Origin of the sequence: Brucella thiophenivorans (assembly GCF_002252445.1) — a bacterium.
In the GTDB taxonomy this organism is placed as follows: Bacteria; Pseudomonadota; Alphaproteobacteria; order Rhizobiales; family Rhizobiaceae; genus Brucella; species Brucella thiophenivorans.
Genome location: NZ_NNRJ01000019.1, coordinates 101,846 through 125,966, shown reverse-complemented (window position 1 = coordinate 125,966; position 24,121 = coordinate 101,846). Strand labels below are relative to the sequence as shown.

Genomic DNA, 24,121 nt, shown 5'->3' with positions numbered 1-24,121 from the left:
TTGCCGGTCAAAACTCTTGCCCTGTTGAGAGGCTATTTATTATTTTACTGCTTCAGCACCGTCATTGGATGCAGCATGCGGATGACTGTGGTGGAAATGCGCCAGATCCGCTTCAATCTTTTCGAGAAGCTTGTTGCGCACCATGTCATAGCCAACTTCAATCGCTGAACAGAAGCCTTCTGCCGTAGCCCCACCATGGCTTTTGATTACAACGCCGCTCATGCCGAGCAACACGCCGCCATTGACCTTATTGGGGTCCATTTTTTCGCGAACGCGATCAAATGCGCCCTTTGCAAAAATATAGCCGATCTTGGCAAGCAGCGTACGACTCATAGCCTGACGCAACAGTGTTGCCATCTGACGTGAAGTACCTTCTGCGGTTTTGAGCGCGATATTGCCGGTAAAGCCTTCCGTCACGACCACATCGACCGCGCCTTTACCAATATCACTGCCTTCGACGAAGCCTGTATATTGCAGGCCATCAAGCGGCGTATCGCGCAGAATCTGTGCAGCTTCCTTGATTTCGTCGAGGCCTTTGACTTCTTCAGTGCCAACATTGAGAAGACCAACAGTCGGCTTGCGTATTTCAAACAGTGCGCGCGCCATGCCAGCGCCCATCACCGCATAATCCACCAATTGACGCGCGTCTGCGCCAATGGTCGCACCAACATCCAAAACAACGCACTCGCCGCGCAACGTCGGCCAGATGGCAGCGATTGCAGGGCGCTCGACATCGGACAACATGCGCAGGCAGAATTTTGACATAGCCATCAGTGCGCCGGTATTTCCCGCAGAAACGCAGACATCGGCATCACCAATTTTGACGGCTTCAATGGCTTGCCACATCGAAGACTTGCCACGACCAGAGCGCAGTGCCTGACTTGGCTTGTCGTCCATCTTAACCGCGACCTGACTGGCGCGAAATTCGGATGCAGCCTGAAGTTTCGGATAACGTGCAATCACCGGCTCGACCTGTCCGGCCAAGCCAAAAAAGATAAACCTGATGTCAGGATGGCGTTCAAGCGCCCTCGCAGCGCCAGGGATGACCACTTCAGGGCCAAAATCACCGCCCATGGCGTCAATGGAAATTTTTATCACTATTGATTATTCCTGTGCGATCCCGTGCCCAGATCTGCTTCGTAAAAACAGAGGGCTTTTCCGCGAAAATAGTGTTTTTCCGGTCGTGTACAACCAGATTCTCTCAAGTCTTAGTTAAATCAAGGCTTATTCGACCATTCCGAGAGCTTTGCAAAAGGCGAATCAGGCTTTTCTTCCTCTTCCACATCACCAAAAACAACGGGTTCAGCATCTTCGGCTACACCCGGTTTGCGGGGATATGGATCCAGAGCCAATTCAAAAAACTCTTCGGCAACCGCGCCAATATCGATCTTATCGCCAACAAAAGTTTCTGGAATGTCTGCACCTTCCGCATCAAGCAGCAATTCGCCGCTTTCATCAAGCTGGACTTTGGCAAGGCGCGAATCCTCGGGCACAAAAATCGTATCAACAGCTTCCGCAATAGTCGATGTGATCGGTTCAAGGGTTACACCGCAGGACTGTACGACTTCTGCCTTGATCGTGCCGCGCAGACGAATGCCCCGCTTTTTCCACTGTGTCAGCAGAAATTCGGCATCAAACGAATTCACAGACTCAAGACCGTGCTGAGCAGCAAGAGCGGCTCTTTCCTTATCATTGGTCCCAATGTTCACCGTCAAACCCTTCTGGGGAAGATGCAGAACCGGAACGGGATAGGTCAGCGCCGGTTTATCAGTCATTTTCGTTTGCCTTTTTTTCTTTATCTATTGGCGCGAACGCCATTTCATCCGCATTTATAAAACATATATCGCCCGCAGCCAAAGCTTGGTCTTCCGTTTTTGACAACAGGTCGCGGCATGCAATCACATATTCACTCAGATAATGAGAATGCGGCCATAATTCGAGATCAGGACGAATATTTCGTGTCAGAGCGGCTGCCAGCCCGACTTTGTCATCAGCGTCTAGTGCTGCGCCATAGGAGCTGACGCGCCCATAAAACATGCGAGCAAGCTTCTTCATACGTTTGGGAACACCCTGATCACCGATTCCCAGTTCACGCAAAGAATGATCAACATCCTTGAAAAACTCGTCTGCAATATCCTGAGCGAGCGGCATAAGTGCTGAATTTTCACCCTTCATGCGATGAAGGGTGAGAAAAATATTCACCGAAAGCATCTCATAGCGACCAAGTGGCGTATCAGGCACCTGAAATTGTGCATAAAAGCGCTTTTGCCGCGCCGCCGCCACGATCGTCTCGTACACGCGAAGCACAACTGTCTCATTTGCTTTAGATTTGCGGCGAAAAAGTCGAAGAATCATTCGTATACGACCGTACTTGTTGCATCCAGAAGCAAGGTGGTTTACCGAAGTTCTCTCGACGGCGAAAGTGCCGCGCTGATATAGAATGTATGGAGAGGTCTTTGTTGCAGCGAATTTTCCCAAGCGCACGCAAACAGCGTGCCCTTCTCGCAGGCACAGCAATTCTCTTTTCGGCGGCTCTCGTCGGATGCAACACTGCATCCACGCTAAACCCGTCCGAAACGATCACAGAGGGTTACGTGCTTGATCAGGAAGCGCTCGATTCGGTGCCGGTTGGCTCCAGTCGTGAACAGGTTCTTCTGGCTCTTGGTACGCCATCAACAACCGCAACCTTCGATAATGAAGTATTCTACTACATTTCGCAGAAGCGTTATCGTGCGGCACAATTCATGAAGCCAAAAATCGTCGATCGCAACATCCTTGCGGTTTACTTCGATAAGGATGGCAAGGTTCATCATATCGCCAATTATGGCCTTCAGGATGGCAAGGTCTTTGATTTTGTATCCCGTACGACGCCAACCGGCGGCAAGGATCAGACCTTCATTGGACAGATCATTCAGGGTGTTGCCAAAGCTCCAACGTCGCTTCCGGGTGGCATGACAGCTGGCGGAAACAACTAACTCTGCAACGTCGATTACAAAAAAAACCCGCCTTACGGCGGGTTTTTTCTTGTTTCGTATCACGCGGAATGCGCAAGCACTGCGAGCAGCAAAAGTGCCACGATGTTGGTGATCTTGATTGCCGGATTAACGGCAGGACCAGCAGTATCCTTGTAAGGATCACCCACAGTATCACCCGTTACGGAAGCCTTATGTGCTTCCGAGCCTTTGAGATGCTTCACGCCATCGGCGTCTGTGAAGCCATCTTCAAAGCTTTTCTTGGCATTATCCCATGCACCACCACCCGATGTCATGGATATGGCCACAAACAATCCGTTAATGATAACGCCCAGAAGCGAAGCGCCAAGAGCCGCAAAAGCAGCCGCTTTGGAGCCTGAGATAAGCAGAACACCGAAATAGACGACAATCGGAGCCAAAACCGGCAGAAGCGAAGGGATAATCATTTCCCGGATAGCAGCTTTGGTCAGCAGATCAACTGCACGCGCATAGTCCGGGCGATCCTGCCCAGTCATAATGCCCGGCTTTTCGCGGAACTGACGCCGCACTTCCTGCACCACGGCACTGCCTGCACGACCAACAGCCGTCATTGCCATACCGCCAAAGAGATATGGAATAAGGCCACCGAAGATCAGACCAGCCACCACGTAAGGGTTAGAGAGTTCAAACGATACCGGTCCCATATCGGCAAAATATGGATAGGTTTGTCCGTTGGCGGCGAAATAGGCGAGATCGTTAGAATAGGCGGCGAACAGTACAAGAGCACCGAGACCAGCAGAGCCAATCGCATAGCCCTTGGTCACGGCTTTCGTCGTGTTACCAACTGCGTCCAGCGCATCGGTGGATTTGCGCACTTCCGGATCAAGACCGGCCATTTCCGCGATACCACCCGCATTATCCGTTACTGGACCAAATGCATCGAGTGCAACGATCATACCTGCAATGCCAAGCATAGCTGTAACGGCTATTGCGGTGCCGAAGAGTCCTGCAAGCTGATACGTGCTGATAATCCCGCCAATAATAACAATTGCAGGTAAAGCGGTTGATTCCAGCGAAACAGCTAGTCCCTGAATGACGTTGGTGCCATGGCCTGTTACCGACGCCTGCGCGATAGAATTAACCGGACGCTTGTTGGTGCCTGTGTAATATTCGGTAATCACCACGATCAGGCCGGTTACGATCAGGCCGATGATGCCACAGATAAACAGGTTGGTGCCGGTGATTGCCATACCTGCAACGACGCCCACCTCTCCCCAGCCGACCGTAAACGTATTGGCAACAGCCAAACCCACGATAGAAAGAAGTCCGGTTGCGATCAGACCTTTATAAAGTGCGCCCATGATGGAGCCATTAACGCCAAGCTTGACGAAAAACGTTCCGGCAATTGATGTAAGGATGGAAACGCCACAGATCGCCAGCGGATAGAGCATCACGCTTGAAAGCACATCGGAACCGGCGAAGAAGATCGCAGCCAGAACCATGGTGGCGACAACCGTCACCGCATAGGTTTCGAACAAATCCGCAGCCATACCTGCGCAGTCACCGACATTATCGCCGACATTATCAGCAATGGTTGCGGGATTGCGCGGATCATCTTCCGGAATGCCTGCTTCGACCTTGCCAACAAGATCACCACCAACATCGGCACCCTTTGTAAAGATACCGCCGCCCAAGCGTGCGAAGATAGAAATCAGCGACGCACCAAAACCGAGCGCCACAAGCGCGTCGATGACTGTTCGATCAGACGGCGCATAACCCAGCCAAACAGTCAGAATTAAATAATAAACCGACACACCCAAGAGCGCCAAACCAGCTACGAGCATTCCAGTAATCGCGCCAGACTTAAAAGCTATTTCCAAGCCACCGGCGAGACTGAGAGATGCGGCTTGCGCGGTTCGTACATTCGCACGAACAGAAACATGCATCCCGATAAAGCCCGTCAAACCGGATAGGATCGCACCGATGAGGAAGCCTATAGCGGCCGAAATTGAGAGCAGATACCAGACTGCAAGAAAGACGACCACGCCAACAAGCGCAATCGTCGTATATTGTCGCGCGAGATAGGCTGCAGCACCTTCACGAATTGCGGCAGCAATTTCCTGCATACGCGCTGTGCCCTGATCTGCGGCGAGAACCGAACGCGTTGCCCATATGGCAAACAGAACGGAAAATACACCGCAGGCTATGACGAGAAGAAGAACTCCGATTCCCATTTAGGCCAACTCCCATTAGGGCGCACCAGCTTGAGATAGATCGCTCGCAATCACGGAGCGATAATCTGCACACATCGGCGCATGAAAGGCCCGAAAACCCCTCCCCGGGCCAGAGATAGCGGCATGGAAGTGCCTGAAACCGTCCATTCACCGGGTTTCATCGGCTTGATTTTACGTTTGAAACATCTGCTTACAATCGAAGAGTTTGCAGATGTTTCTGCATTCGCGCATTCTCAATGCCGCAGGCTCAACATGCGGAAGACATATTGAAACGTCAAGTCGTAGTTTGTTGAATTACCAAAGCAAAAAGGCTGCGATTTCTCGCAGCCTTTTTGGTCTAAATAGGAATGTTTGTTACTTACCGCGCGGCTTTGTTCCACGGCTTTCGCCGCGAAGCTCGAAAGCGATACGGTCGAGCACGGCATTGACGAGCTTCGGCTCTTCTTCAGTGTAGAAAGCCTTAGCGATATCAACATATTCCGAAACGATAACCGCAGTTGGCACATCTTTGCGGGTTTTCAATTCCCACGCACCGGCGCGCAAAATCGCACGCAGCGTTGAATCAAGGCGGGAAAGCGGCCAATCTTCGGTCAAGGCCTGATGAATCATCGGATCCAGTGCAAGCTGCGTTTCCACAACACCTGCCACAATGCCACGGAACCATTGCGGATCGGCATCGAGATACTGCATGCCGTCCACTTCCTTGCCAAGGCGATGGGCTTCATACTCAGCAACCACTTCGATGACGCCGGTGCCGGCAACATCCATCTGATAAAGCGCCTGTACTGCCGCGAGACGCGCAACGCCGCGCTTATTTGCAGGTCGGGGCGCGTTCGATGCCGAACGGCCTTCAGAAGAAGCAGTCATCGTATCAGGCTCCGAATTTCTTACGCAGGTCAATCATAGTCAGGGCCGCGCGGGCTGCAAAGCCGCCCTTATCCTTGTCTTCACGACGCGCACGCACCCAAGCCTGTTCGTCGTTTTCAACCGTGAGAATACCATTGCCGATTGCAATGCTTTCCTCAACTGAAAGCTCGGTTAAAGCGCGACAGGATTCATTGGCAACAATATCAAAATGGTAGGTTTCCCCGCGAATGACCGTACCGAGTGCGACAAAGCCATCATAGTCTGTGCCGCCATTTTCCGCACCATCGAGCGCAAAAGAGATGGTCGCTGGCACTTCTAGCGCGCCGGGAACTGTCACGACATCATAGGTTGCGCCAGCAGTATCAAGAGCAGCCTTTGCGCCATCAAGAAGCGCATCAGACAGTTCTTCATAAAAACGTGCTTCGACAATGAGCAGGTGCGGCGCATGCGCCTCGTGCTGGGACATGAGAAACTCCATGACAGAAATTGCGGACCGCAAAGCCTGCGGTCAACGCTAAATTCGGAAAATAGCTTAGGGTCTGTAGGCTCTAAGCTTATTTCTGATATTGCGCAAGCCTTGCTGCGTAGCGTGCGAGTTGATCAATCTCGATATTGACCTTATCGCCAGCCTTTCGGTCGCCCCAAGTTGTCACTTCCAGCGAATGACGAATGAGCAGAACGTCGAATTCATTGCCATTCACGCCATTGACCGTCAGCGAAGTTCCATTCAGCGCAACAGAACCTTTCTGCGCGATGAAAGGTGCAAGTTCTTCCGGTGAACGCAGCGTAAAGCGAATGGCATCACCTTCTTCCTTGCGAGCAACGATTTCCGCCTGTCCGTCGATATGGCCGGACACCAAATGGCCACCCATCTCGTCGCCAAGCTTAAGCGAACGTTCAAGATTGATTCGTGTACCGTTTTCCCAATTCGCAATTGTGGTTAAGCGCAGCGCTTCTTCCCAAGCTTCGACTTCAAACCAGCGGGCATTAGTGCCTTTTTCCGGCAGTGCCACGACGGTCAGGCAAACGCCGGAACAGGCAATTGACGCACCAAGTTCAATTGTTTCAGGATCGTAAGCTGTTTCGATCCGCAGCAGCACACCTTCATTGAGCGGCTTGATACGATCAACTTTGCCAATGTCGGTGACAATACCTGTAAACATCAAGTCTTCCTTACATATTCCGTATAAGCATCGTCGCCAAATTGCGCCTTGCGCAAAACTACGAATTCATTAGCGATATGGGATTTCAGATTGACGACAGCAACCCCGGAGCTCGCACCGATTTCAACAGGCGATCGGAAAAGTACGATCCGATCGACAAGCTTTTCTTCCAGAAAGCTGCTCGCAACACTTGCTCCGCCTTCGACCAGAACCGAAGAAATACCCTGTGCAGCAAGGTCATCCATCAGTTCAGGCAAGGCAATTCGCCCGTTATGGCTTTCCGTCGCAACAATGCGGCAGCCAGCGGCCTGCATTTCATAACGACGTTCAAGCGACGCATCTTCACCACAGGCAAGCCAGAGCGGCTGCACTTCTGCGGTATCCACTAACTTCGATGACAGGTCCAATCGCAATGCACTGTCGAGGACAAGGCGGATTGGAGAACGTTGTTCCAGCCCCGGCAGTCGACAATTGAGAATGGGATCATCGGCGATTGCTGTATCAGCTCCGATGAGGATCACATCGGTCTGCGAACGCAGAATATGCGACTGCGCACGCGAAATGGGACCGGTAATTGCGATCTGTCCATTGCCCTTTTTTCCGATGAAGCCATCGGCAGAAAGCGCAAGTTTTAGAATCACTTCGGGACGCTTTTTCGAAGATCGATTCAGATAGCCAGCGAGGTCGTCCGCAGCCTTTTCAGAAAGGACGCCGGGAATAACTTCAATGCCTGCTTCATGCAGGATCGCGAAGCCTTTTCCGCTCACCCGATCATCGGGATCGGTGGCTGCAACAAAAACACGCTTCACACCGGCGCGCACCAGCGCTTCCGCACAAGGCGGCGTGCGACCATGATGGGCGCAGGGTTCTAGCGTGACATAGGCTGTAGCGCCCCGCGCCGCCTCACCCGCATCGGCCAGTGCCTGCGGCTCTGCATGAGGACGCCCACCGATTGCCGTCACGCCACGTCCAACGATAACACCATCTTTGACGATAAGTGTTCCGACCGACGGGTTTGTTCCCGTTAAGCCCTTGTTGCGCCGTGCAAGACGAATGGCTGCTTCCATGAAGCGCAGATCATCGGCCGTCGCATTTGCATGCGAGAATTCCACTTGGCTCATTTTATGCGTCCGGGTCGCGTTCAGTCTCGGTCACCGTCAACTCATCAATGACATTGTGAAAATCAACGGCCTTGCTGAAATTACGATAAACAGACGCAAAGCGGATATAGGCAATATCATCGACACCCTTGAGCGCATCCATGGCGAGACGCCCAATTTCGTCCGACGTCACTTCTGCTTCGCCTGAGCTTTCGAGCTGGCGCACGATGCCAGAAATCGCGCGTTCGATGCGATCTTCGTCGATCTCACGTTTGCGGACCGCTACATCAATGGAACGAGCGAGCTTTTCACGATCAAAGGGCACACGGCGACCGCTTTTCTTGATGACCATCAGATCACGCAGCTGCACACGCTCGAATGTCGTAAATCGTCCACCACAGACTGAACAGACACGGCGTCTGCGAATAACCGCTCCGTCTTCCGCCGGGCGGGAATCCTTCACCTGCGTATCTTCAGACTGGCAATAGGGACAACGCATGGCACTCTTTCAATTGAATAGATGATTCCATTGAATGATACCCCATCAAGCGAAAGCTGCCTAATTGAGACAGATACGAAAAAGCCCCGCTCAACAGGGTTGAGCGGGGCTTCATCAAAATGTGAGCACTATCAGCCCTGATAGCCGTACATCGGGAAGCGATCGGTCAGTGTAACGACCTTTGCCTTAACCGCTGCTTCAACGGAAGCATTGCCTTCGTCAGAGTTGGCAACCTTCAGACCATCTAGCACTTCTGCGATCAGTGAGCCGATTTCCTTAAATTCTGCCTTGCCAAAACCACGTGTCGTGCCCGCAGGCGTGCCAAGACGAACACCAGAGGTTACGAATGGCTTTTCAGGGTCGAAAGGAATGCCATTCTTGTTACAGGTGACATTCGCACGACCAAGAGCTGCTTCTGCACGCTTGCCTGTCGCATTCTTCGGACGCAGGTCAACCAGCATCAGATGGTTGTCAGTGCCGCCAGAAACGATGTCGAGGCCCTGCGACTTCAACTCATCCGAAAGCGCACGCGCATTATCAACAACGTTCTGCGCGTAGATCTTGAATTCTGGCTTCAGAGCTTCTGCGAAAGCCACGGCCTTTCCAGCAATCACATGCATCAGCGGTCCACCCTGGAGGCCGGGGAAGACTGCCGAATTGAACTTCTTCGCCAAATCAGGATCATTGGTGAGGATCATACCGCCGCGTGGGCCGCGAAGCGACTTGTGAGTCGTCGTGGTGCAGACATGCGCATGCGGAACTGGCGATGGGTGGACGCCACCGGCAACCAGACCCGCGATATGCGCCATATCGACCATCAGGTATGCGCCAACTTCGTCAGCGATTTCACGGAAGCGCTTCCAATCCCAGATACGCGAATAAGCAGTGCCGCCAGCAAGAATGAGCTTCGGCTTGTTTTCACGTGCGAGGCGCGCGATTTCTTCCATATCAAGAAGATGATCGTCTTCGCGGACGCCGTAGGAAACAACGTTGAACCACTTGCCCGACATGTTGACTGGCGAACCATGCGTGAGGTGACCACCGGAATTCAGGTCGAGACCCATGAACGTATCGCCCGGCTGCAAAAGCGCCAGGAATACGGCCTGATTCATCTGGCTACCGGAATTTGGCTGAACGTTTGCAAATTCTGCACCAAAAAGCTTCTTGGCGCGTTCGATAGCCAGTTCTTCAACAACGTCAACATACTGGCAGCCGCCATAATAGCGCTTGCCTGGATAGCCTTCGGCATATTTGTTGGTGAGGATGGAACCCTGCGCTTCAAGAACTGCACGTGACACGATATTTTCAGAAGCGATCAGCTCAATTTCGTGACGCTGACGACCAAGTTCGTTGCGGATCGCACCAAAAATATCAGCATCGATCTCTTCAAGAGTTGCGTTGAAAAAAGCGGTATTGGCTTGAGACATGTTTCACACCCTCCGGGTAAGGCAGTCATAGTGTATGAGATGAGGCGCAGTATCACACTTCGATTGGCAAGGCCAATGGCCGTGAAGCGAAAAGCATATTCCAAAATGCGGCATGATGGTGCCAAAGGCACTGCCAGAAACAAAAAAGCCGCCCGAAACACATTTGGGCGGCTTTTTTGAAGATAATTTCAGATCAAGTATCAGTGCCAAGTGCCAGTGCGCTCGAACCATCCATCTCGTAAATGTCGTCGCGGAACTGCACAACACCATCGCCGGTTGACCAAGCAGTGATGTAAACGAAATGCAGCGGCACAGGATCAACGACCTGAATAGGCGTATTCACACCAGAAGCAATCGTGCCTTCGATATTCTGACGATCCCAGCCTGCAGTGCTTTTCAACAGCCACACATCAAGATCGCGCACATTCTGCACGCGCACGCAACCCGACGAATCGAAGCGCATAAGTTTGTTGAAGTAGCTCTTCTGCGGCGTATCATGCATGTAAACGGCATGCGTATTGTGGAAGTTGATCTTGGTCGATGACATCGCGTTGATCTTGCCCGGATCCTGACGGAACATCAGCTTCACAGCGTCATCAGTGTTCCAGTCGATGGTTTCAGGTGCAACTTCCTGACCCTGCGCATTGTAAAGGCGGATCTTGTTATTCGCCAGATATTGCGGGTTCTTGCGCATCAGCGGAATAATATCCTTCTGGATGATCGACTTTGGCGCTGTCCAGTAAGGATTGAGAATGACTTCGTGAATCTTGGAATTCAGGATGGGTGTCTGACGGTCGATCTTGCCCACAACAGCCGTATGGCGTTGCGCGACGCTGCCGCCTTCCACTGCCTCAATACGGGCCGCTGGGATATTGACCATCACGAAACGCTGTTCGGACTGCGTTGCCGGTGTTAAACCAGACAACCGCTGAAGATTGGTCTGCAACTGACCCAGACGCGTATTGGCGTCCACATTCATGGCAGCATAGGTGAACTGACCCATCACACCATCCGCAGGAAGACCGTGACGTGCCTGGAAGCGCTTCACCGCTGCATCGACATAAGTGTCGTACGCTGTAGAAACGCCCGCTTCGCGTGGGAGATCACCGGAAACAATAAGACGCTGACGCAAAGCCTGCACGGAAGGATCGCTGACACCAAGCCGTAGCTTTGCGTTACCCGGAACCTGTGGCCAACCACCCCGACCTGCAATATCGCCATATTGGGCAATTGCCGACTGGAGATTACCGGCCGTTTGCTGGCTCAAAACTGGCTGATTGGTCGCCACTTTCTGACCACCCGTCGCACGCGCATCAAACTGGTCATCCCAGTTGCCACGGCGCGGGGCAGCAAGAATATCATTCAAAGCCTGTTGTTGGGCAAAAGCCGCGGGAACCATGACTGAGGCAGCCGCAGTCAGACCGACAGTTGCGGCACCACGCAAAAAGCTGCGGCGGCTTGCATTCAAAGCATCGGTATTCTTGTCGGTTTTGGTCATGATCTTTGTCCCAAAAGGCTAATCAGTTCTATCCGGACACGGTGTATCCGAAAACAAATCGAGATTATGCGCTGTATCTATCCGCTAAAGGCGGTTTTTATGGCTTAATCATGTCGCAAAGCCCGGAATTCAAGACAGGCACCGCTTAAATAGCTCGCTATTATAAAGATAGATACACGAACCTTACCGATTGTGACCCTTCTGCAACAATTATAGCCGATAGGCGATGCTGTCGTTCCAGAAGCGATCAAGACGCTGGAGCGAACGGTTCATGGCTGTGAACTCTTCAACCTGAATGCCACCGACCTGTTCTATGGACGCAATGTGGCGCTGATAGAGCGACTGCACCTGATCGGCGATCTCGTTGCCTTTGTCGGTCAGACTTACGCGAACCGAACGACGATCCGTGCTTGAACGTTCATGATGGATAAAGCCCGTTTCGACCAGTTTTTTCAGATTGTAGGAGACGTTCGAACCAAGATAATAGCCGCGCGAACGCAGCTCGCCAGCGGTCAATTCCGAATTACCGATGTTGAACAGGAGCAGCGCCTGCGTTGCATTGATGTCGCTGCGGCCATTGCGATCAAATTCGTCTTTGATCACATCAAGCAGACGGCGATGCAGGCGTTCAACCAGTTGCAGGGCTTCCAGATAAAGAGTGCGCAAAGCTGCTTCGGGATTCAAAAGCGGAGCAGATGCATCCATTCTATGCTGTGCATTGTTCATTTCTTTTGCCTCTCTGTCGGAGCAACCTTACGTGAGGCCGCTCTCTTTCCTGTTTTGACGATGGTTTCATCACCGTTAATGAGAGGACTTTAGGCGAGATGCATAAAATTCGAATTAAAAGTCAGCCTTAACAACAGCTTACCAAGGGAAATGCAGTTTCAGGCTTAATGTTGTGTTACCAGACAGCTCTTTCAGCTGGTAAGTCCGATGCGTGACTGTTGTCTTTTCTCCAGAAAAAGCAACACGCGGAACACAATGTAAATGACGATGCAGACAGCGTTAAAGCCGACCGTCAAGGGACGATATTCAAAATCGCGGGCAAAGACCGAATATATGATGATTTCGCCCAGCGCTGCGACAAACCACAAAACCGGACCCCAAGGCGCACGCATCCAAAGACCGGTTGCTGCAACCGGCATAAGCAGTGCAAGTGCTACTGTTGCCGTCTGCCATTGCCACGGCATCAGATCGAAACGCCACAACAGCCCGGGCTGGATACCTATAAGTCTGATCCAATAATAAACGCCGCTTGCAAGAGCAGCCAGTGCGATCAACCTCATAAACCACACGAAGGACCATTCGGTGCCGCTGGGTTGTATGTGCTGGTGCAACTCATCCTGACGCATCAAAAGCTCAGTTCCCTCTCGCCAAGATTTGCAAAATAGGCATTTACCATTTCCGGCTTTACATCGTCGAGCGAAGAAGGCTTCCAGACGGGTGCGCCATCCTTATCGATCAACACAGCACGCACACCTTCATAAAAATCGTGCCCGGCCAACATACGCGATGCAATGCGATATTCCATGCGCATGCAGTCATCGAGGTCGAGCGTACGACCATCAGAGATTTGACGGAAGGTGACAACTACGCTTGTGGGCGAACGCGTGCCAATGACGTTCAGAATATCGCTTGCGGACTTGCTGCCTGCTTCTGCCGCCTTTTCCAGATCAGCAATACATTCTGCAAGCGTTGCATGCGAAAAGCTCTGCGCGATCACCTGCCGCATTTCGACGGGCGTTTCGAAATCTGGATATTGCGCACGGGCAAGCGCTGCATCAAGATCAGCATTCGCAATGAGATCATCGCGCAGATCATCAACATCATCGGCCGTGACTGCGTGGGTCGCAATGCCGCTTTGCAAGCAGTCGCCCCAGCGAATGCGGTTTCCCGTCAAGGCCAGATAATATCCGAAATTATCATGCAAATGCGGCAGGAACGCGCTTCCGCCAACATCCGGGAAGAAGCCTATGCCGGTTTCAGGCATCGCAAAAAGCGTTTTTTCGGTCACGATCCGGTGCGAGCCATGAATAGAGATACCTGCGCCACCGCCCATCACAATGCCGTTCAACAAAGAGATATATGGTTTTGGGAACCGTCCGATGCGTGCATTGAGACGATACTCGTCTTGAAAAAACTCGAATGCAGGTGTTCCCTCCTGCCCGGCTTTGTAAGCTGCCACAACATCACCACCAGCACAAAAAGCACGACCTTCACCTTCGACAATAACGACAGCGACATCGTCGTCAGATTCCCATGCCTGCAAAGCACGGTCGAACGCAAGAATCATTTTATGTGTTAGAGCGTTTAGCGCGGATGTACGGGTAAGCCTGACGAGACCCGCTTTACCCTTGCGTTCAAAGCTGATTTCACTGCCACCACCGAAATCGATCAGCATCTTGTCTCTCCCGTTTAGTTAGAGCAGTTTCAGTTGAGACTTCGTCGTTGGAACCGCTCTAATCATTCATCCTTGCGCATTATCATACGCAAAACCGCTCCGCACTTTTGCTGGAAATGCTTTAAAGGCGTAGAAAGTGAAAGGCCCCGCGTCAATCCTGCACAGACCATTGTGCTTGGTTTCGTCACTTTTCCCGTGATAAACCGTCCATATCTTATAACAAGCTTCCGAACCGATAGATTCCCAAGCTTCTTCTCTCGGGAAGGTTTCCATGACCGATCATCTGCAAAATATCTCACCTGCCAATATTTCAAGCCACGTCGATGACGTAACCGGAGGACGACGCCTGCGCCGAATGCGCAAGGCCGACTGGTCACGCCGCCTGGTGCAGGAAACCCATTTAACGGTGAACGATCTTATCCTGCCATTCTTTCTGACTTACGGAACGGGAATCACCGAACCCGTTGATGCAATGCCTGGCGTAGAGCGCTATTCCGTCGATATGGCTGTGCGCATGGCAGAAAAAGCGGCAAAGCTCGGTATTCCGGCCATAGCGCCCTTCCCGCGAGAAAAGGCCGATGTGAAAACCGAAGATGGTTCTTTCGTTGCAAGCCCCGACAATCTGATCAATCGTGCCGTGCGCGCCATCAAAAAAGAAGTTCCGGAGATCGGCATTATCACAGATGCGGCACTTGATCCGTTCACAACGCACGGTCATGACGGCATTTTGCGCAATGGCGAGATCATCAATGATGAGTCGGTTGCCATGGTGGTTCGCGGCGCACTCGCGCAGGCCGAAGCGGGTGCAGACGTTATCGCACCTTCCGACATGATGGATGGCCGCATCGGCGCTATTCGTCAGGCGCTTGATGCACATGGCTTCAATCATGTGCCGATCATGTCTTATGCAACTAAGTTTGCCTCGGCTTTTTATGGTCCTTATCGCGATGCAATCGGTACTGCCGGGCTGCTCAAAGGCGACAAGAAGACCTATTATATTGATCCCGCAAACCCGGATGAAGCGGTGCGCGAAGCCGAACAGGATGTGGCCGAAGGTGCCGACATGCTCATGGTGAAGCCTGGCATGCCTTATCTCGACATCATCCATCGTCTCAAAAGCGCGTTCCGATTACCGACCTATGCCTATCAGGTTTCGGGCGAATATTCGATGATTAAAGCCGCCGGTATGAATGGCTGGATCGACGAAGAAAAAGTCATGATGGAAAGCCTGCTCGCTTTCAAACGTGCTGGCTGTGACGGCATTCTCACCTATTTCGCTCTTGATGTGGCAGAAAAGCTGAAAAGCCAAAGCTGAGATTTCCCAAGCGCTATTTCCTTGAAATAGTCTTTTTAATTCACCATCTTGATAGCTGTTCTGCATAATGTAGGACAGCGAACGGCCACTATTTCCCGGACGCTCCTTTTTGTTCGAATGGAAGGTTCCATGTCCGATAATATTCTGCACGGTGAAATCATGACGCCGCGTTACGACAGCCGCGCATTTTTTGAAGGCGTTCGCACGCGCCGTATCATGGCTTTTCTGATCGACTATCTGATTGTCTTTTTATTGTGCATTCCGGCTGCGATCGTGATCTTCATTCTTGGCATCATCACGCTTTCGCTCGGTTGGGCGCTCTATGCGTTCATGTTCCCGATTGTCGCGCTCCTTTATGTGTCGCGCACGCTGGGCGGACCACAGCAGGCCACCAAAGGCATGCAGATGATGAATATCAAGCTGGTGCGCCTCGAAGGTGGCACGGTTGATGGGATGCTCGCAGTCGTTCACACGGTTCTGTTCTGGGGTCTGAATGTAGTGCTGACGCCGCTGATCCTGCTGGCAACGCTGGTTATCGACCGCAAGCGCGCGGTGCATGATCTCTTGCTTGGAACGGCGGTCATTCGTTCGGATCGATAAGCCGGAAACATCTCCACAAAATGGAGGCAAAATCGGAATCTCGACAGGCTTGAAAGCGCTATTCGCTTTAACATCAAAAAAATTCAGGACCGGCTGCACAAAATGTGTATTGACGTTTTGCGCAGCCGGTTCAATCTTTAACGCACGCCTCCCAAACCTGGGAACCAAGACATACGCAAGACAAACTAATGGAGATGGTCTGGTATTGCCGTTTCGTGGATATTGAATGACCCATCAACCGCAACAGTCTCCGCAGTTCTTCCTGACGGCGCCTTCGCCCTGCCCTTACCTTGAGGGACATCTGGAGCGAAAAGTCTTTACGCATCTTGTGGGCGATAAGGCCAGCGAGATCAATGACCTGCTGACGCAAGGCGGTTTCCGTAGGTCGCAGAACATTGCCTATCGCCCAGCATGCGAGCTTTGCCGCGCCTGTGTATCGGTACGCATTCTTACGGGCGAGTTCGAAATGAACCGCAGCATGCGCCGGGTGTGGGATCGCAATCGCGATCTGATTGGCCGTCCGCACAAGGCGCAACCAAGCACTGAACAATACTCATTGTTCCGCGATTATCTAGATGCACGGCATCATTCGGGCGGCATGTCCGATATGACCGTTCTTGATTACGCGATGATGGTTGAAGATACACACGTCAACACACAGATTATCGAATATCACCGACGTGGACCGGACAGCTTTATCAGCGCCAAGGGCGATGGGGAACTGATCGCAGTCGCCCTTACCGACGTAATGGCGGACGGACTATCCATGGTCTATTCGTTTTATTCGCCGCATATGCACGACCGCTCGCTTGGCACCTACATGATCCTTGATCATATCCAGCGCGCACGTGCCGCTGGCCTGCCGCATGTCTATCTTGGCTATTGGGTCGAAGGCTCTCGCAAGATGCAGTATAAAATCCGCTTCAAGCCGCAGGAGCATCTTGGCCCTCGCGGCTGGCAACGTTTTGAGGGATAACAAAAAAGGCGGCATCAAAGCCGCCTTTGTTTTAGAATTTTCCCGAACGCGGGAACCCCTTCGGTACAGTCCGCCCAGCAGAAGCGCGAGCCGCAATCCACTCAACAAGCTCTTCCTTGTTTCGATTGAAGGTGCGATCAGCGGAATCCTGCCACGACAAGCCTTCGCTGATTGCGAAGGTACGGACATCGGACACGCCGCCATCCTTGTATTTTTGCAGTCGCACGCCCTTGCCACGCGTCATTTCCGGAATGTCGGAAAGCGGGAAGACAATCATCTTGCGGTTTTCGCCGACCACCGCAATGTGATCGCCCGAAATGCGCTGGCAAAGCTTGGCTTCATCCGGCGCCTTCACGTTCATCATCTGCTTGCCCTTGCGGGTATTGGCGACTGCTTCGTTCTCAGGCACGATGAAGCCATTGCCCTCATGCGACACCAATAGTAGCTTCGCAGACGGGTTGTGGACAAAGGCTGTCAGAATATCCTGATCGTTTTCCATATCGACAAGAATACGGATCGGTTCGCCATGGCCGCGGCCACCCGGAAGGGTATTAGCGCCAATGGTGAAGAACTTGCCGCCCGTGGTGAACAGCAAAATCTTGTCTGTTGTCTCGGCATGGAAAGCAAGCTTAAGCTTGTCACCTTCCTTGAAAGCAAGCGTAGAGAAATCGGCCATATGGCCCTTCATCGCACGCAGCCAGCCTTTTTCGGATACCACAATCGTTACCGGCTCACGCTCGATCATCGCCTGATGAATATCTTCAAGATCGTGGGTTGGCGCATCGGCAAATGTGCTGCGACGCTTGCCAAGCTTGGTCATTGGACCAAACTTTTCGCGGACGGCTTTGATTTCCGTGCTGATCTTCTTCCACTGGCGCGTGCCGGAGGCAAGCAAACCTTCGAGATCAGTTTTTTCAGCAGTCAGACCATTGAATTCTTTGCGGATTTCAAATTCTTCAAGCTTGCGCAACGAACGCAGGCGCATGTTGAGAATAGCTTCGGCCTGATTATCCGTCAGATCGAAGAACCGCATCAGCTCCTGCTTCGGCTCATCCTCTTCACGAATGATGCGGATGACTTCATCAAGATTGAGATAGGCTTTCAGGAAACCGCCAAGGATTTCCAGTCGCTTCTCAATTTCCGCCAAGCGATATTCGGAACGGCGAACCAGCACTTCCTTGCGGTGTTCCAGCCATTCTTTAAGCACGCCGCCAAGCGAAAGAACATTCGGTACTTTGCCATGCGAGAGCACGTTCATGTTGAGCGAAACGCGGTTCTCAAGCTCGGTCAGCTTGAAAAGCGATTCCATCAGCAGTTCAGGATTGACCGTGCGGTTCTTCGGCTCAAGCACAATGCGAATATCTTCAGCAGACTCATCGCGAATATCGTCGAGCAGTGGCAGCTTCTTGGCCAGAAGCAATTCGGCAATCTTTTCGATCAGGCGTGACTTCTGCACCTGATAGGGAATTTCGGTGACGACAATCACCCAAGTTCCGCGATTGCCCTCTTCCTTCTCCCAGCGCGCACGCGCGCGAAAAGAACCGCGCCCCGTGCGGTACGATTCGACGATACTGGCGTGTTCTTCAACGAGAATACCGCCCGTTGGGAAATCAGGGCCGCGCACCTTGCATTTCAGAAGAGCTGCCGGATCGGTTTCCGCTTCCTTTTTCAGCTCTTCCCATTGTGCAGGCGAGGTAATCAGTTCCTCAACCGGCGCATCAGGATGATTGATCAGGTAAAGTGCTGCCGAACAAAGCTCCGCCACATTATGCGGCGGAATATTGGTGGCCATGCCAACTGCGATACCCGCCGAACCATTAGCCAGCAGGTTCGGGAATGCACCCGGAAGAACGATGGGTTCTTCGTCTTCCTCGTTGTAGGTCGGGCGGAAGTCGATAGCGTTTTCGGTAATGCCCTCAAGAAGCAGCGTTGCCACTTCGGTCATACGCGCTTCAGTGTAACGCATCGCCGCCGCATTATCGCCGTCGATATTGCCAAAATTGCCCTGCCCATCCACGAGCGGATAGCGCACCGCAAAATCCTGCGCCAAACGCACCAGCGCGTCATAGATAGAAGCATCGCCGTGTGGGTGGAACTTACCCATCACGTCACCGACGATACGCGCGCATTTTGCATAGGCCTGATCAGGATTAAGACGCAACAGACGCATCGCATGCATGATGCGCCGATGCACCGGCTTGAGACCGTCGCGCACATCCGGCAGCGCACGATGCATGATCGTGGACAGCGCATAAGCGAGGTAACGCTCTTCAAGTGCAGACTTGAGATCGACCCGTTCGATGTGTTCTTCGCCGTCGCCCGGCGGAATCAGACTTTTACCCATAGTTCTCAGTACCAATTGCGCGATTCGTCAGCAAGTAGAGATGAGAACCAATCCAGTACATTCGTCGCAATTATGCCCCGAATAATCCATCTTTAGGCAAGAAAAGATGTTTTATGCATAACCATCATAAGACAGCCGCATCAGACTGGCTTTTCCTTCACAATGACTTATGTAGGCTGTTTTAAATCAGTAAATACTCAGGAGCCTTAAATGCAGGTTTTCGCCCACACGACGCAAGCAGTCCGCCTTCTCGCCGCAAGCACAGCAATCTCTCTGGCTTTTGGCAGCATGGCGATGGCGGCAGACGCCAATGCAGTTGCCGAGCGTATCAAGGCGCTCTACGCCAAACAGGGTGGAGAATTAAGCTTTGCCAACGTCAAGGCCGACGGCTCCGACGTCATCCTGGAAGGCACCAAGATTAAGCTTGCGACCGTTTCCAAAAACGAACTGCCTGTTGGCGACGTTGTGCTTGAGAATGTCCAAGACGCGCAGGGTGGCGGTTACAGCATTGAAAAGGTGGTGGTTCCTGATCTAACCCTGCCCGCTGACAATGCAGACAAGAACAACAACGCCGTGATCAAAGACATCTCGATGGATAATGTCTCAATTCCATCCGAGAAAGCCACAGGCGCACTCGACGCCATGGTTTTCTATGACAAAATGAAAATCGGTGAGATGGCGTTCGGTACACCGGGCAAAGATGGCGCAACGGTTGAAGATTTTGAAGTGACGCTGAACTCGGCAGATCGCTCTGAGAAGATCGACTACGCGATGACCATTGCAAATATCGATGCGAAGTTTGAAAAGGGCGGCAAAAACCCACTCGCTCCGCTCGACATGGACACGTTCAACGGCTCAGTTTCTTCAAAAGGCACATGGCTGCCAAAGTCGGGTGATGCAACGCTGGACCAACTTGAGATCAACGCCAAAGAGCTTGGCAAGATCGATATTCATGGCGCAATCGGCGGCTATGATCTCGCTTTCCTTGAAGCCGTGCGGGAAACCCAGCAGAACATGACCAAGGCTGACGCAGACAAGGATGCTGCCGGTCTTGCCATTCTGGGCTTGGCCGAACAGTTGAGCCTCAAGAACCTCACGATCCGTTTTGACAACGATACACTGACGCAGAAGCTGCTCGACTATTATGGCAAGCAGCAGGGTTCTGACGGCAAGGCACTTGGTCAACAGTTGAAAATGATGGTTCCATTGATGGCAACGCAGCTTAAGAACCCGGAATTTGTCCAGCAGCTTAAAGCCGCCACCGACAAATATTTCGATGATCCAAAGTCGCTGACGCTTACAGCTTCACCTGATCAGCCGGTCAGCTTCGCGTCCATCGTTGCAACCGTTTCGCTTGATCCGACAAAGATCATCCAGCTTCTCAAAGTTGGCATTGACGCTAACAACTGATAAACTTCGATCAGAACAAAAAAAGCCCGGTCTCGCGACCGGGCTTTTTAGATTCAAGTTTTAAAAATCAGCTTTTCTGCGTCGGTGCCAGACGAATGTGCAGATCGCGCAACTGCGCTGGTGCCACATCGGAAGGTGCGTTCATCAGAAGATCAAGCGCCTGCTGGTTCATCGGGAACAGCGAGATTTCGCGCAGGTTCTTTGCGCCAACAAGCAGCATGATCACACGATCAACACCGGCAGCCATGCCGCCATGTGGAGGCGCGCCATATTGGAATGCACGGTAAAGACCACCGAAGCGCTCTTCAACATCCTGCTGGCTGAGGCCAACCAGTTCGAACGCCTTAACCATGACATCTGGCAGCTGGTTACGGATCGAACCGGAAGCGATTTCAAAGCCGTTACAAACCAGATCGTACTGGTAAGCCTTGAGCGACAATGGATCCTGCGTTTGCAGTGCCTCCATGCCGCCCTGCGGCATCGAGAACGGATTGTGCGCGAAGTCGAGCTTCTTATTGTCTTCGTCCCATTCGTAGAACGGGAAGTCGATGATCCATGCCAATTCAAAACGCTCGCGATCAACGAGGTTCAGTTCTTCACCAGCACGTGTACGGGCATCGCCTGCAAACTTGTAGAACTTCGATGGCTGACCAGCCACGAAGAAGCAGGCATCGCCATCGCCAAGGCCAAGCTGATTGCGCAGCGCTTCGGTGCGTTCTTCGCCGATGTTCTTGGCAATCGGGCCTGCACCTTCAAGCTTATCGCCTTCTTTGCGCCAGAAGATGTAGCCAAGACCCGGCTGACCTTCGCCCTGTGCCCATGAATTCATGCGGTCACAGAATGCGCGGCTGCCGCCGGTCTTTGCTGGAATGGCCCATACTTCGACCTTTGGATCATTCGCGATCATGTTCGCAAAGACCTTGAAGCCGGAGCTGGCGAAATGCTCTGTCACAGCCTGCATTTCGATCGGGTTGCGCAGATCTGGCTTGTCCGAACCATAGGTGCGGATCGCATCGTCATAAGGGATGCGGCGGAAGTTTTGTGTGACCGGCTTGCCTTCAGCAAATTCTTCGAAAATGCCGCGCATGACAGGCTCCATCGTTTCCCAGATTTCTTCCTGAGTCACGAAGCTCATTTCGAGGTCGAGCTGGTAGAATTCACCCGGCAGACGGTCTGCACGCGGATCTTCATCACGGAAGCAAGGCGCAATCTGAAAGTAGCGGTCGAAACCGGCAACCATCAGAAGCTGTTTGTACTGCTGGGGAGCCTGCGGCAGCGCGTAGAACTTACCTTCATGAATACGGCTTGGCACGAGGAAGTCGCGCGCGCCTTCCGGCGAAGAAGCCGTCAGAATTGGCGTTGAGAATTCATTAAAGCCTATTTCGGTCATACGGCGACGCATCGCTGCAATGATCTTTGTGCGGCTCATGATATTCTTGTGCAGCGTTTCACGGCGCAGGTCGAGGAAGCGGTATTTCAGGCGAATATCTTCCGGGTAATCCGGCTCACCAAACACTGGCAGCGGCAATTCCTTGGCAGCAGCCAGGACTTCAATCTCGGTCGCGAAGATTTCGACTTCGCCGGTCGGCAGATTCGCATTGACGGCTTCGCCGGTACGCGCTTTCACTTCGCCATCGATGCGAATAACCCATTCGCCACGAACGGTTTCAGCAATCTTGAAAGCGGGCGAATCAGGATCTGCTACGACCTGTGTAAGGCCGTAATGATCGCGCACATCGATGAAGAGAATGCCGCCATGGTCACGGACGCGATGAACCCAGCCAGACAGACGGACTTTGGAACCAACATCCGATTTGCGAAGGGCTGCGCAGGTGTGGCTGCGATAACGGTGCATGATTTCTGCCTTTTGGAACTTTATAAATCTTGTGCAAGCAAAGCGCTGCAATTCGGGCGGAAAAGCGCATTTTGATCAGGCTTTGTCAAGTCTGCACTCTTGCTGTAAGAGTTTGTTAGACCAGCTTGACAGAATATGTCGACAAAAATCATTATCCACGTGTTATCGCATCACTATGTCTTATTGCGACGCCACAAGCGACCGCCTTTTAATTTTCGGTTTAAACGCGCATCTTTTCCGAAAACCGCTTCACACTTTTCGGGATGCGCTCTAAAAGAAAAATATGCAGCTCATCACGACCACAGAGGCCCTTGAAGAGGCCGTATCCGCCCTAGCTAAATCCGACTTTGTGACGGTCGATACCGAATTCATTCGGGAAACGACTTTCTGGCCGGAGCTATGCCTCATTCAGATGGCGTCGCCCGATCACACCGCATTGGTGGATGCACTGGCTCCCGGCCTCGATCTGGCACCTTTCTTCAAGCTTATGGGCGACGAAAACGTAGTCAAGGTGTTCCACGCCGCGCGTCAGGACATCGAAATCGTCTTCCATCTTGGCGATCTTATACCTGCGCCGATCTTCGACAGTCAGGTGGCTGCGATGGTTTGCGGGTTTGGCGATGCCATTTCATACGATGCGCTGGTGCAGAAAGTCACCGGCAAACAGCTCGACAAGTCGTCGCGCTTCACCGACTGGCGTCGGCGCCCGCTTTCGGACAAGCAGCTCGACTATGCTTTGGCAGACGTCACCTATCTGCGCGACATCTATCTCTATCTCAAAGAAGAGTTGGAGAAAGAAGGCCGCAGCGAGTGGGTCAATGAGGAAATGGCGGTGCTTAGCGCCCGCGAGACCTATGACCTGCACCCGGATGATGCGTGGAAGCGCGTGAAGACCCGCATGCGCAAGCCGATTGAACTCGCACTTGTTCAGTCCGTTGCGGCATGGCGCGAGCGCGAAGCACGCGAACGCAATGTCCCGCGTGGCCGTGTCATCAAGGATGATACGATTGCCGAAATCGCCCAACAGCAGCCAAAAGATGCGGAAGCGCTTGCACGTCTGCGCTCGATCCCCAAAGGCTGGGAGCGCTCCGGTCAGGCGGCAGGGTTGATCGTTGCAATCCAGGCAGCACTGGCTATTCCAAAAGAAGACCTGCCGAAATTGCCAAAGCAGTCACATTCGCCCGAAGGCAGTGCAGCAGCAGCCGACATTCTCAAGGTTCTGCTCAAGCTTGTGACCGAAGAACATGGCGTTGCTGCAAAGATCGTCGCCAATTCCGACGACATCGACAAAATTGCGGCCGAAGGCGAAGATGCCAATGTGCCCGCATTGCAGGGCTGGCGTCGCGAAGTTTTTGGTCAGAAGGCCCTTGATCTTATTGCTGGCAAGATCGTCATTAAGTTTGAAAACCGTCGTATTCGAGCGGTTGAGTTAAACTAAATCACTAAAAATTAAAAAGGCCGATCCAGGACATTTCCGGATC

At 52.5% G+C, this 24,121-nt stretch carries 22 protein-coding genes; 6 read left to right on the top strand and 16 right to left on the bottom strand.

Annotated features, from left to right (window positions below; translation table 11 throughout):
* Window positions 1-39 precede the first annotated feature (39 nt).
* The 3 genes from plsX to CEV31_RS10055 form a co-directional block, all read right to left on the bottom strand.
* Window positions 40-1,098 carry a phosphate acyltransferase PlsX gene (gene plsX, locus CEV31_RS10065; RefSeq protein ID WP_094506932.1) on the bottom strand — a complete coding sequence of 353 codons (1,059 nt, stop codon included), beginning with the start codon at window positions 1,096-1,098 and terminating at the stop codon, window positions 40-42.
* A gap of 119 nt (window positions 1,099-1,217) precedes the next feature.
* Window positions 1,218-1,775, bottom strand: a complete 558-nt coding sequence (locus CEV31_RS10060) for a YceD family protein (RefSeq protein WP_094506931.1) — start codon at window positions 1,773-1,775, stop codon at window positions 1,218-1,220.
* The gene (locus CEV31_RS10055) at window positions 1,768-2,355 is read right to left on the bottom strand and encodes a ubiquinol-cytochrome C chaperone family protein (protein ID WP_094506930.1); all 588 of its coding nucleotides are present in this window, start codon (window positions 2,353-2,355) and stop codon (window positions 1,768-1,770) included. The genes CEV31_RS10060 and CEV31_RS10055 overlap by 8 nt, the downstream gene beginning before the upstream one ends.
* A 101-nt stretch (window positions 2,356-2,456) precedes the next feature.
* Here CEV31_RS10055 and CEV31_RS10050 point away from each other — a divergent pair, with 101 nt between their 5' ends.
* Window positions 2,457-2,975 (top strand): outer membrane protein assembly factor BamE, encoded by a 519-nt coding sequence (locus tag CEV31_RS10050; RefSeq protein ID WP_094507307.1) that lies wholly within the window; start codon window positions 2,457-2,459, stop codon window positions 2,973-2,975.
* Between the two features lie 59 nt (window positions 2,976-3,034).
* Here CEV31_RS10050 and CEV31_RS10045 read toward each other — a convergent pair whose 3' ends face one another.
* From CEV31_RS10045 to CEV31_RS09995, 11 genes are all read right to left on the bottom strand, one after another.
* Window positions 3,035-5,185 carry a sodium-translocating pyrophosphatase gene (locus CEV31_RS10045; RefSeq protein ID WP_094506929.1) on the bottom strand — a complete coding sequence of 717 codons (2,151 nt, stop codon included), beginning with the start codon at window positions 5,183-5,185 and terminating at the stop codon, window positions 3,035-3,037.
* Window positions 5,186-5,539: 354 nt separating this feature from the next.
* Window positions 5,540-6,052: a transcription antitermination factor NusB gene (gene nusB, locus CEV31_RS10040; RefSeq protein ID WP_094506928.1), complete on the bottom strand. Its 513-nt coding sequence runs from the start codon at window positions 6,050-6,052 to the stop codon at window positions 5,540-5,542.
* Between the two features lie 4 nt (window positions 6,053-6,056).
* Window positions 6,057-6,518 (bottom strand): 6,7-dimethyl-8-ribityllumazine synthase, encoded by a 462-nt coding sequence (locus tag CEV31_RS10035; RefSeq protein WP_094507306.1) that lies wholly within the window; start codon window positions 6,516-6,518, stop codon window positions 6,057-6,059.
* 88 nt (window positions 6,519-6,606) lie between these two features.
* On the bottom strand, window positions 6,607-7,215 hold the full coding sequence (locus CEV31_RS10030; protein ID WP_094506927.1) for a riboflavin synthase: 609 nt from the start codon (window positions 7,213-7,215) through the stop codon (window positions 6,607-6,609).
* Entirely contained in the window at window positions 7,215-8,336 is a 1,122-nt protein-coding gene (gene ribD / locus CEV31_RS10025) for a bifunctional diaminohydroxyphosphoribosylaminopyrimidine deaminase/5-amino-6-(5-phosphoribosylamino)uracil reductase RibD (RefSeq protein WP_094506926.1), read from the bottom strand. Before ribD ends, CEV31_RS10030 begins: the two co-directional genes overlap by 1 nt.
* A 1-nt stretch (window position 8,337) precedes the next feature.
* Window positions 8,338-8,814, bottom strand: a complete 477-nt coding sequence (gene nrdR, locus CEV31_RS10020; protein ID WP_094506925.1) for a transcriptional regulator NrdR — start codon at window positions 8,812-8,814, stop codon at window positions 8,338-8,340.
* A 131-nt stretch (window positions 8,815-8,945) separates the two neighbouring features.
* Window positions 8,946-10,241 (bottom strand): serine hydroxymethyltransferase, encoded by a 1,296-nt coding sequence (glyA, locus tag CEV31_RS10015; RefSeq protein WP_094506924.1) that lies wholly within the window; start codon window positions 10,239-10,241, stop codon window positions 8,946-8,948.
* Between the two features lie 193 nt (window positions 10,242-10,434).
* Window positions 10,435-11,739, bottom strand: coding sequence for a L,D-transpeptidase family protein (locus CEV31_RS10010; RefSeq protein ID WP_094506923.1), 1,305 nt, complete (start codon window positions 11,737-11,739; stop codon window positions 10,435-10,437).
* Between the two features lie 210 nt (window positions 11,740-11,949).
* Entirely contained in the window at window positions 11,950-12,465 is a 516-nt protein-coding gene (ldtR, locus tag CEV31_RS10005; protein WP_094506922.1) for a transcriptional regulator LdtR, read from the bottom strand.
* Between the two features lie 191 nt (window positions 12,466-12,656).
* Window positions 12,657-13,091 (bottom strand): DUF6163 family protein, encoded by a 435-nt coding sequence (locus tag CEV31_RS10000; RefSeq protein WP_094506921.1) that lies wholly within the window; start codon window positions 13,089-13,091, stop codon window positions 12,657-12,659.
* Window positions 13,091-14,140: an enoyl-CoA hydratase/isomerase family protein gene (locus tag CEV31_RS09995; protein WP_094506920.1), complete on the bottom strand. Its 1,050-nt coding sequence runs from the start codon at window positions 14,138-14,140 to the stop codon at window positions 13,091-13,093. Before CEV31_RS09995 ends, CEV31_RS10000 begins: the two co-directional genes overlap by 1 nt.
* 271 nt (window positions 14,141-14,411) lie before the next feature.
* Here CEV31_RS09995 and hemB point away from each other — a divergent pair, with 271 nt between their 5' ends.
* From hemB to CEV31_RS09975, 3 genes are all read left to right on the top strand, one after another.
* Entirely contained in the window at window positions 14,412-15,455 is a 1,044-nt protein-coding gene (hemB, locus tag CEV31_RS09985) for a porphobilinogen synthase (protein ID WP_094506918.1), read from the top strand.
* A gap of 129 nt (window positions 15,456-15,584) precedes the next feature.
* Window positions 15,585-16,055 carry an RDD family protein gene (locus CEV31_RS09980; protein WP_094507305.1) on the top strand — a complete coding sequence of 157 codons (471 nt, stop codon included), beginning with the start codon at window positions 15,585-15,587 and terminating at the stop codon, window positions 16,053-16,055.
* Between the two features lie 226 nt (window positions 16,056-16,281).
* Window positions 16,282-17,031 carry an arginyltransferase gene (locus CEV31_RS09975; protein ID WP_094506917.1) on the top strand — a complete coding sequence of 250 codons (750 nt, stop codon included), beginning with the start codon at window positions 16,282-16,284 and terminating at the stop codon, window positions 17,029-17,031.
* Window positions 17,032-17,062: 31 nt separating this feature from the next.
* Here the strand turns inward: CEV31_RS09975 and parC are convergent, their stop codons facing one another.
* Window positions 17,063-19,375, bottom strand: a complete 2,313-nt coding sequence (parC, locus tag CEV31_RS09970) for a DNA topoisomerase IV subunit A (RefSeq protein WP_094506916.1) — start codon at window positions 19,373-19,375, stop codon at window positions 17,063-17,065.
* Between the two features lie 210 nt (window positions 19,376-19,585).
* Here parC and CEV31_RS09965 point away from each other — a divergent pair, with 210 nt between their 5' ends.
* Complete coding sequence (locus CEV31_RS09965) at window positions 19,586-20,785, top strand: hypothetical protein (RefSeq protein WP_094506915.1); 1,200 nt, start codon at window positions 19,586-19,588, stop codon at window positions 20,783-20,785.
* 67 nt (window positions 20,786-20,852) lie between these two features.
* On the opposite strand, the gene aspS is transcribed toward CEV31_RS09965, so the two are convergent.
* Window positions 20,853-22,640, bottom strand: a complete 1,788-nt coding sequence (gene aspS, locus CEV31_RS09960; RefSeq protein ID WP_094506914.1) for an aspartate--tRNA ligase — start codon at window positions 22,638-22,640, stop codon at window positions 20,853-20,855.
* Window positions 22,641-22,923: 283 nt separating this feature from the next.
* Here aspS and rnd point away from each other — a divergent pair, with 283 nt between their 5' ends.
* Window positions 22,924-24,078, top strand: a complete 1,155-nt coding sequence (gene rnd / locus CEV31_RS09955) for a ribonuclease D (protein WP_094506913.1) — start codon at window positions 22,924-22,926, stop codon at window positions 24,076-24,078.
* Window positions 24,079-24,121: the final 43 nt, after the last annotated feature.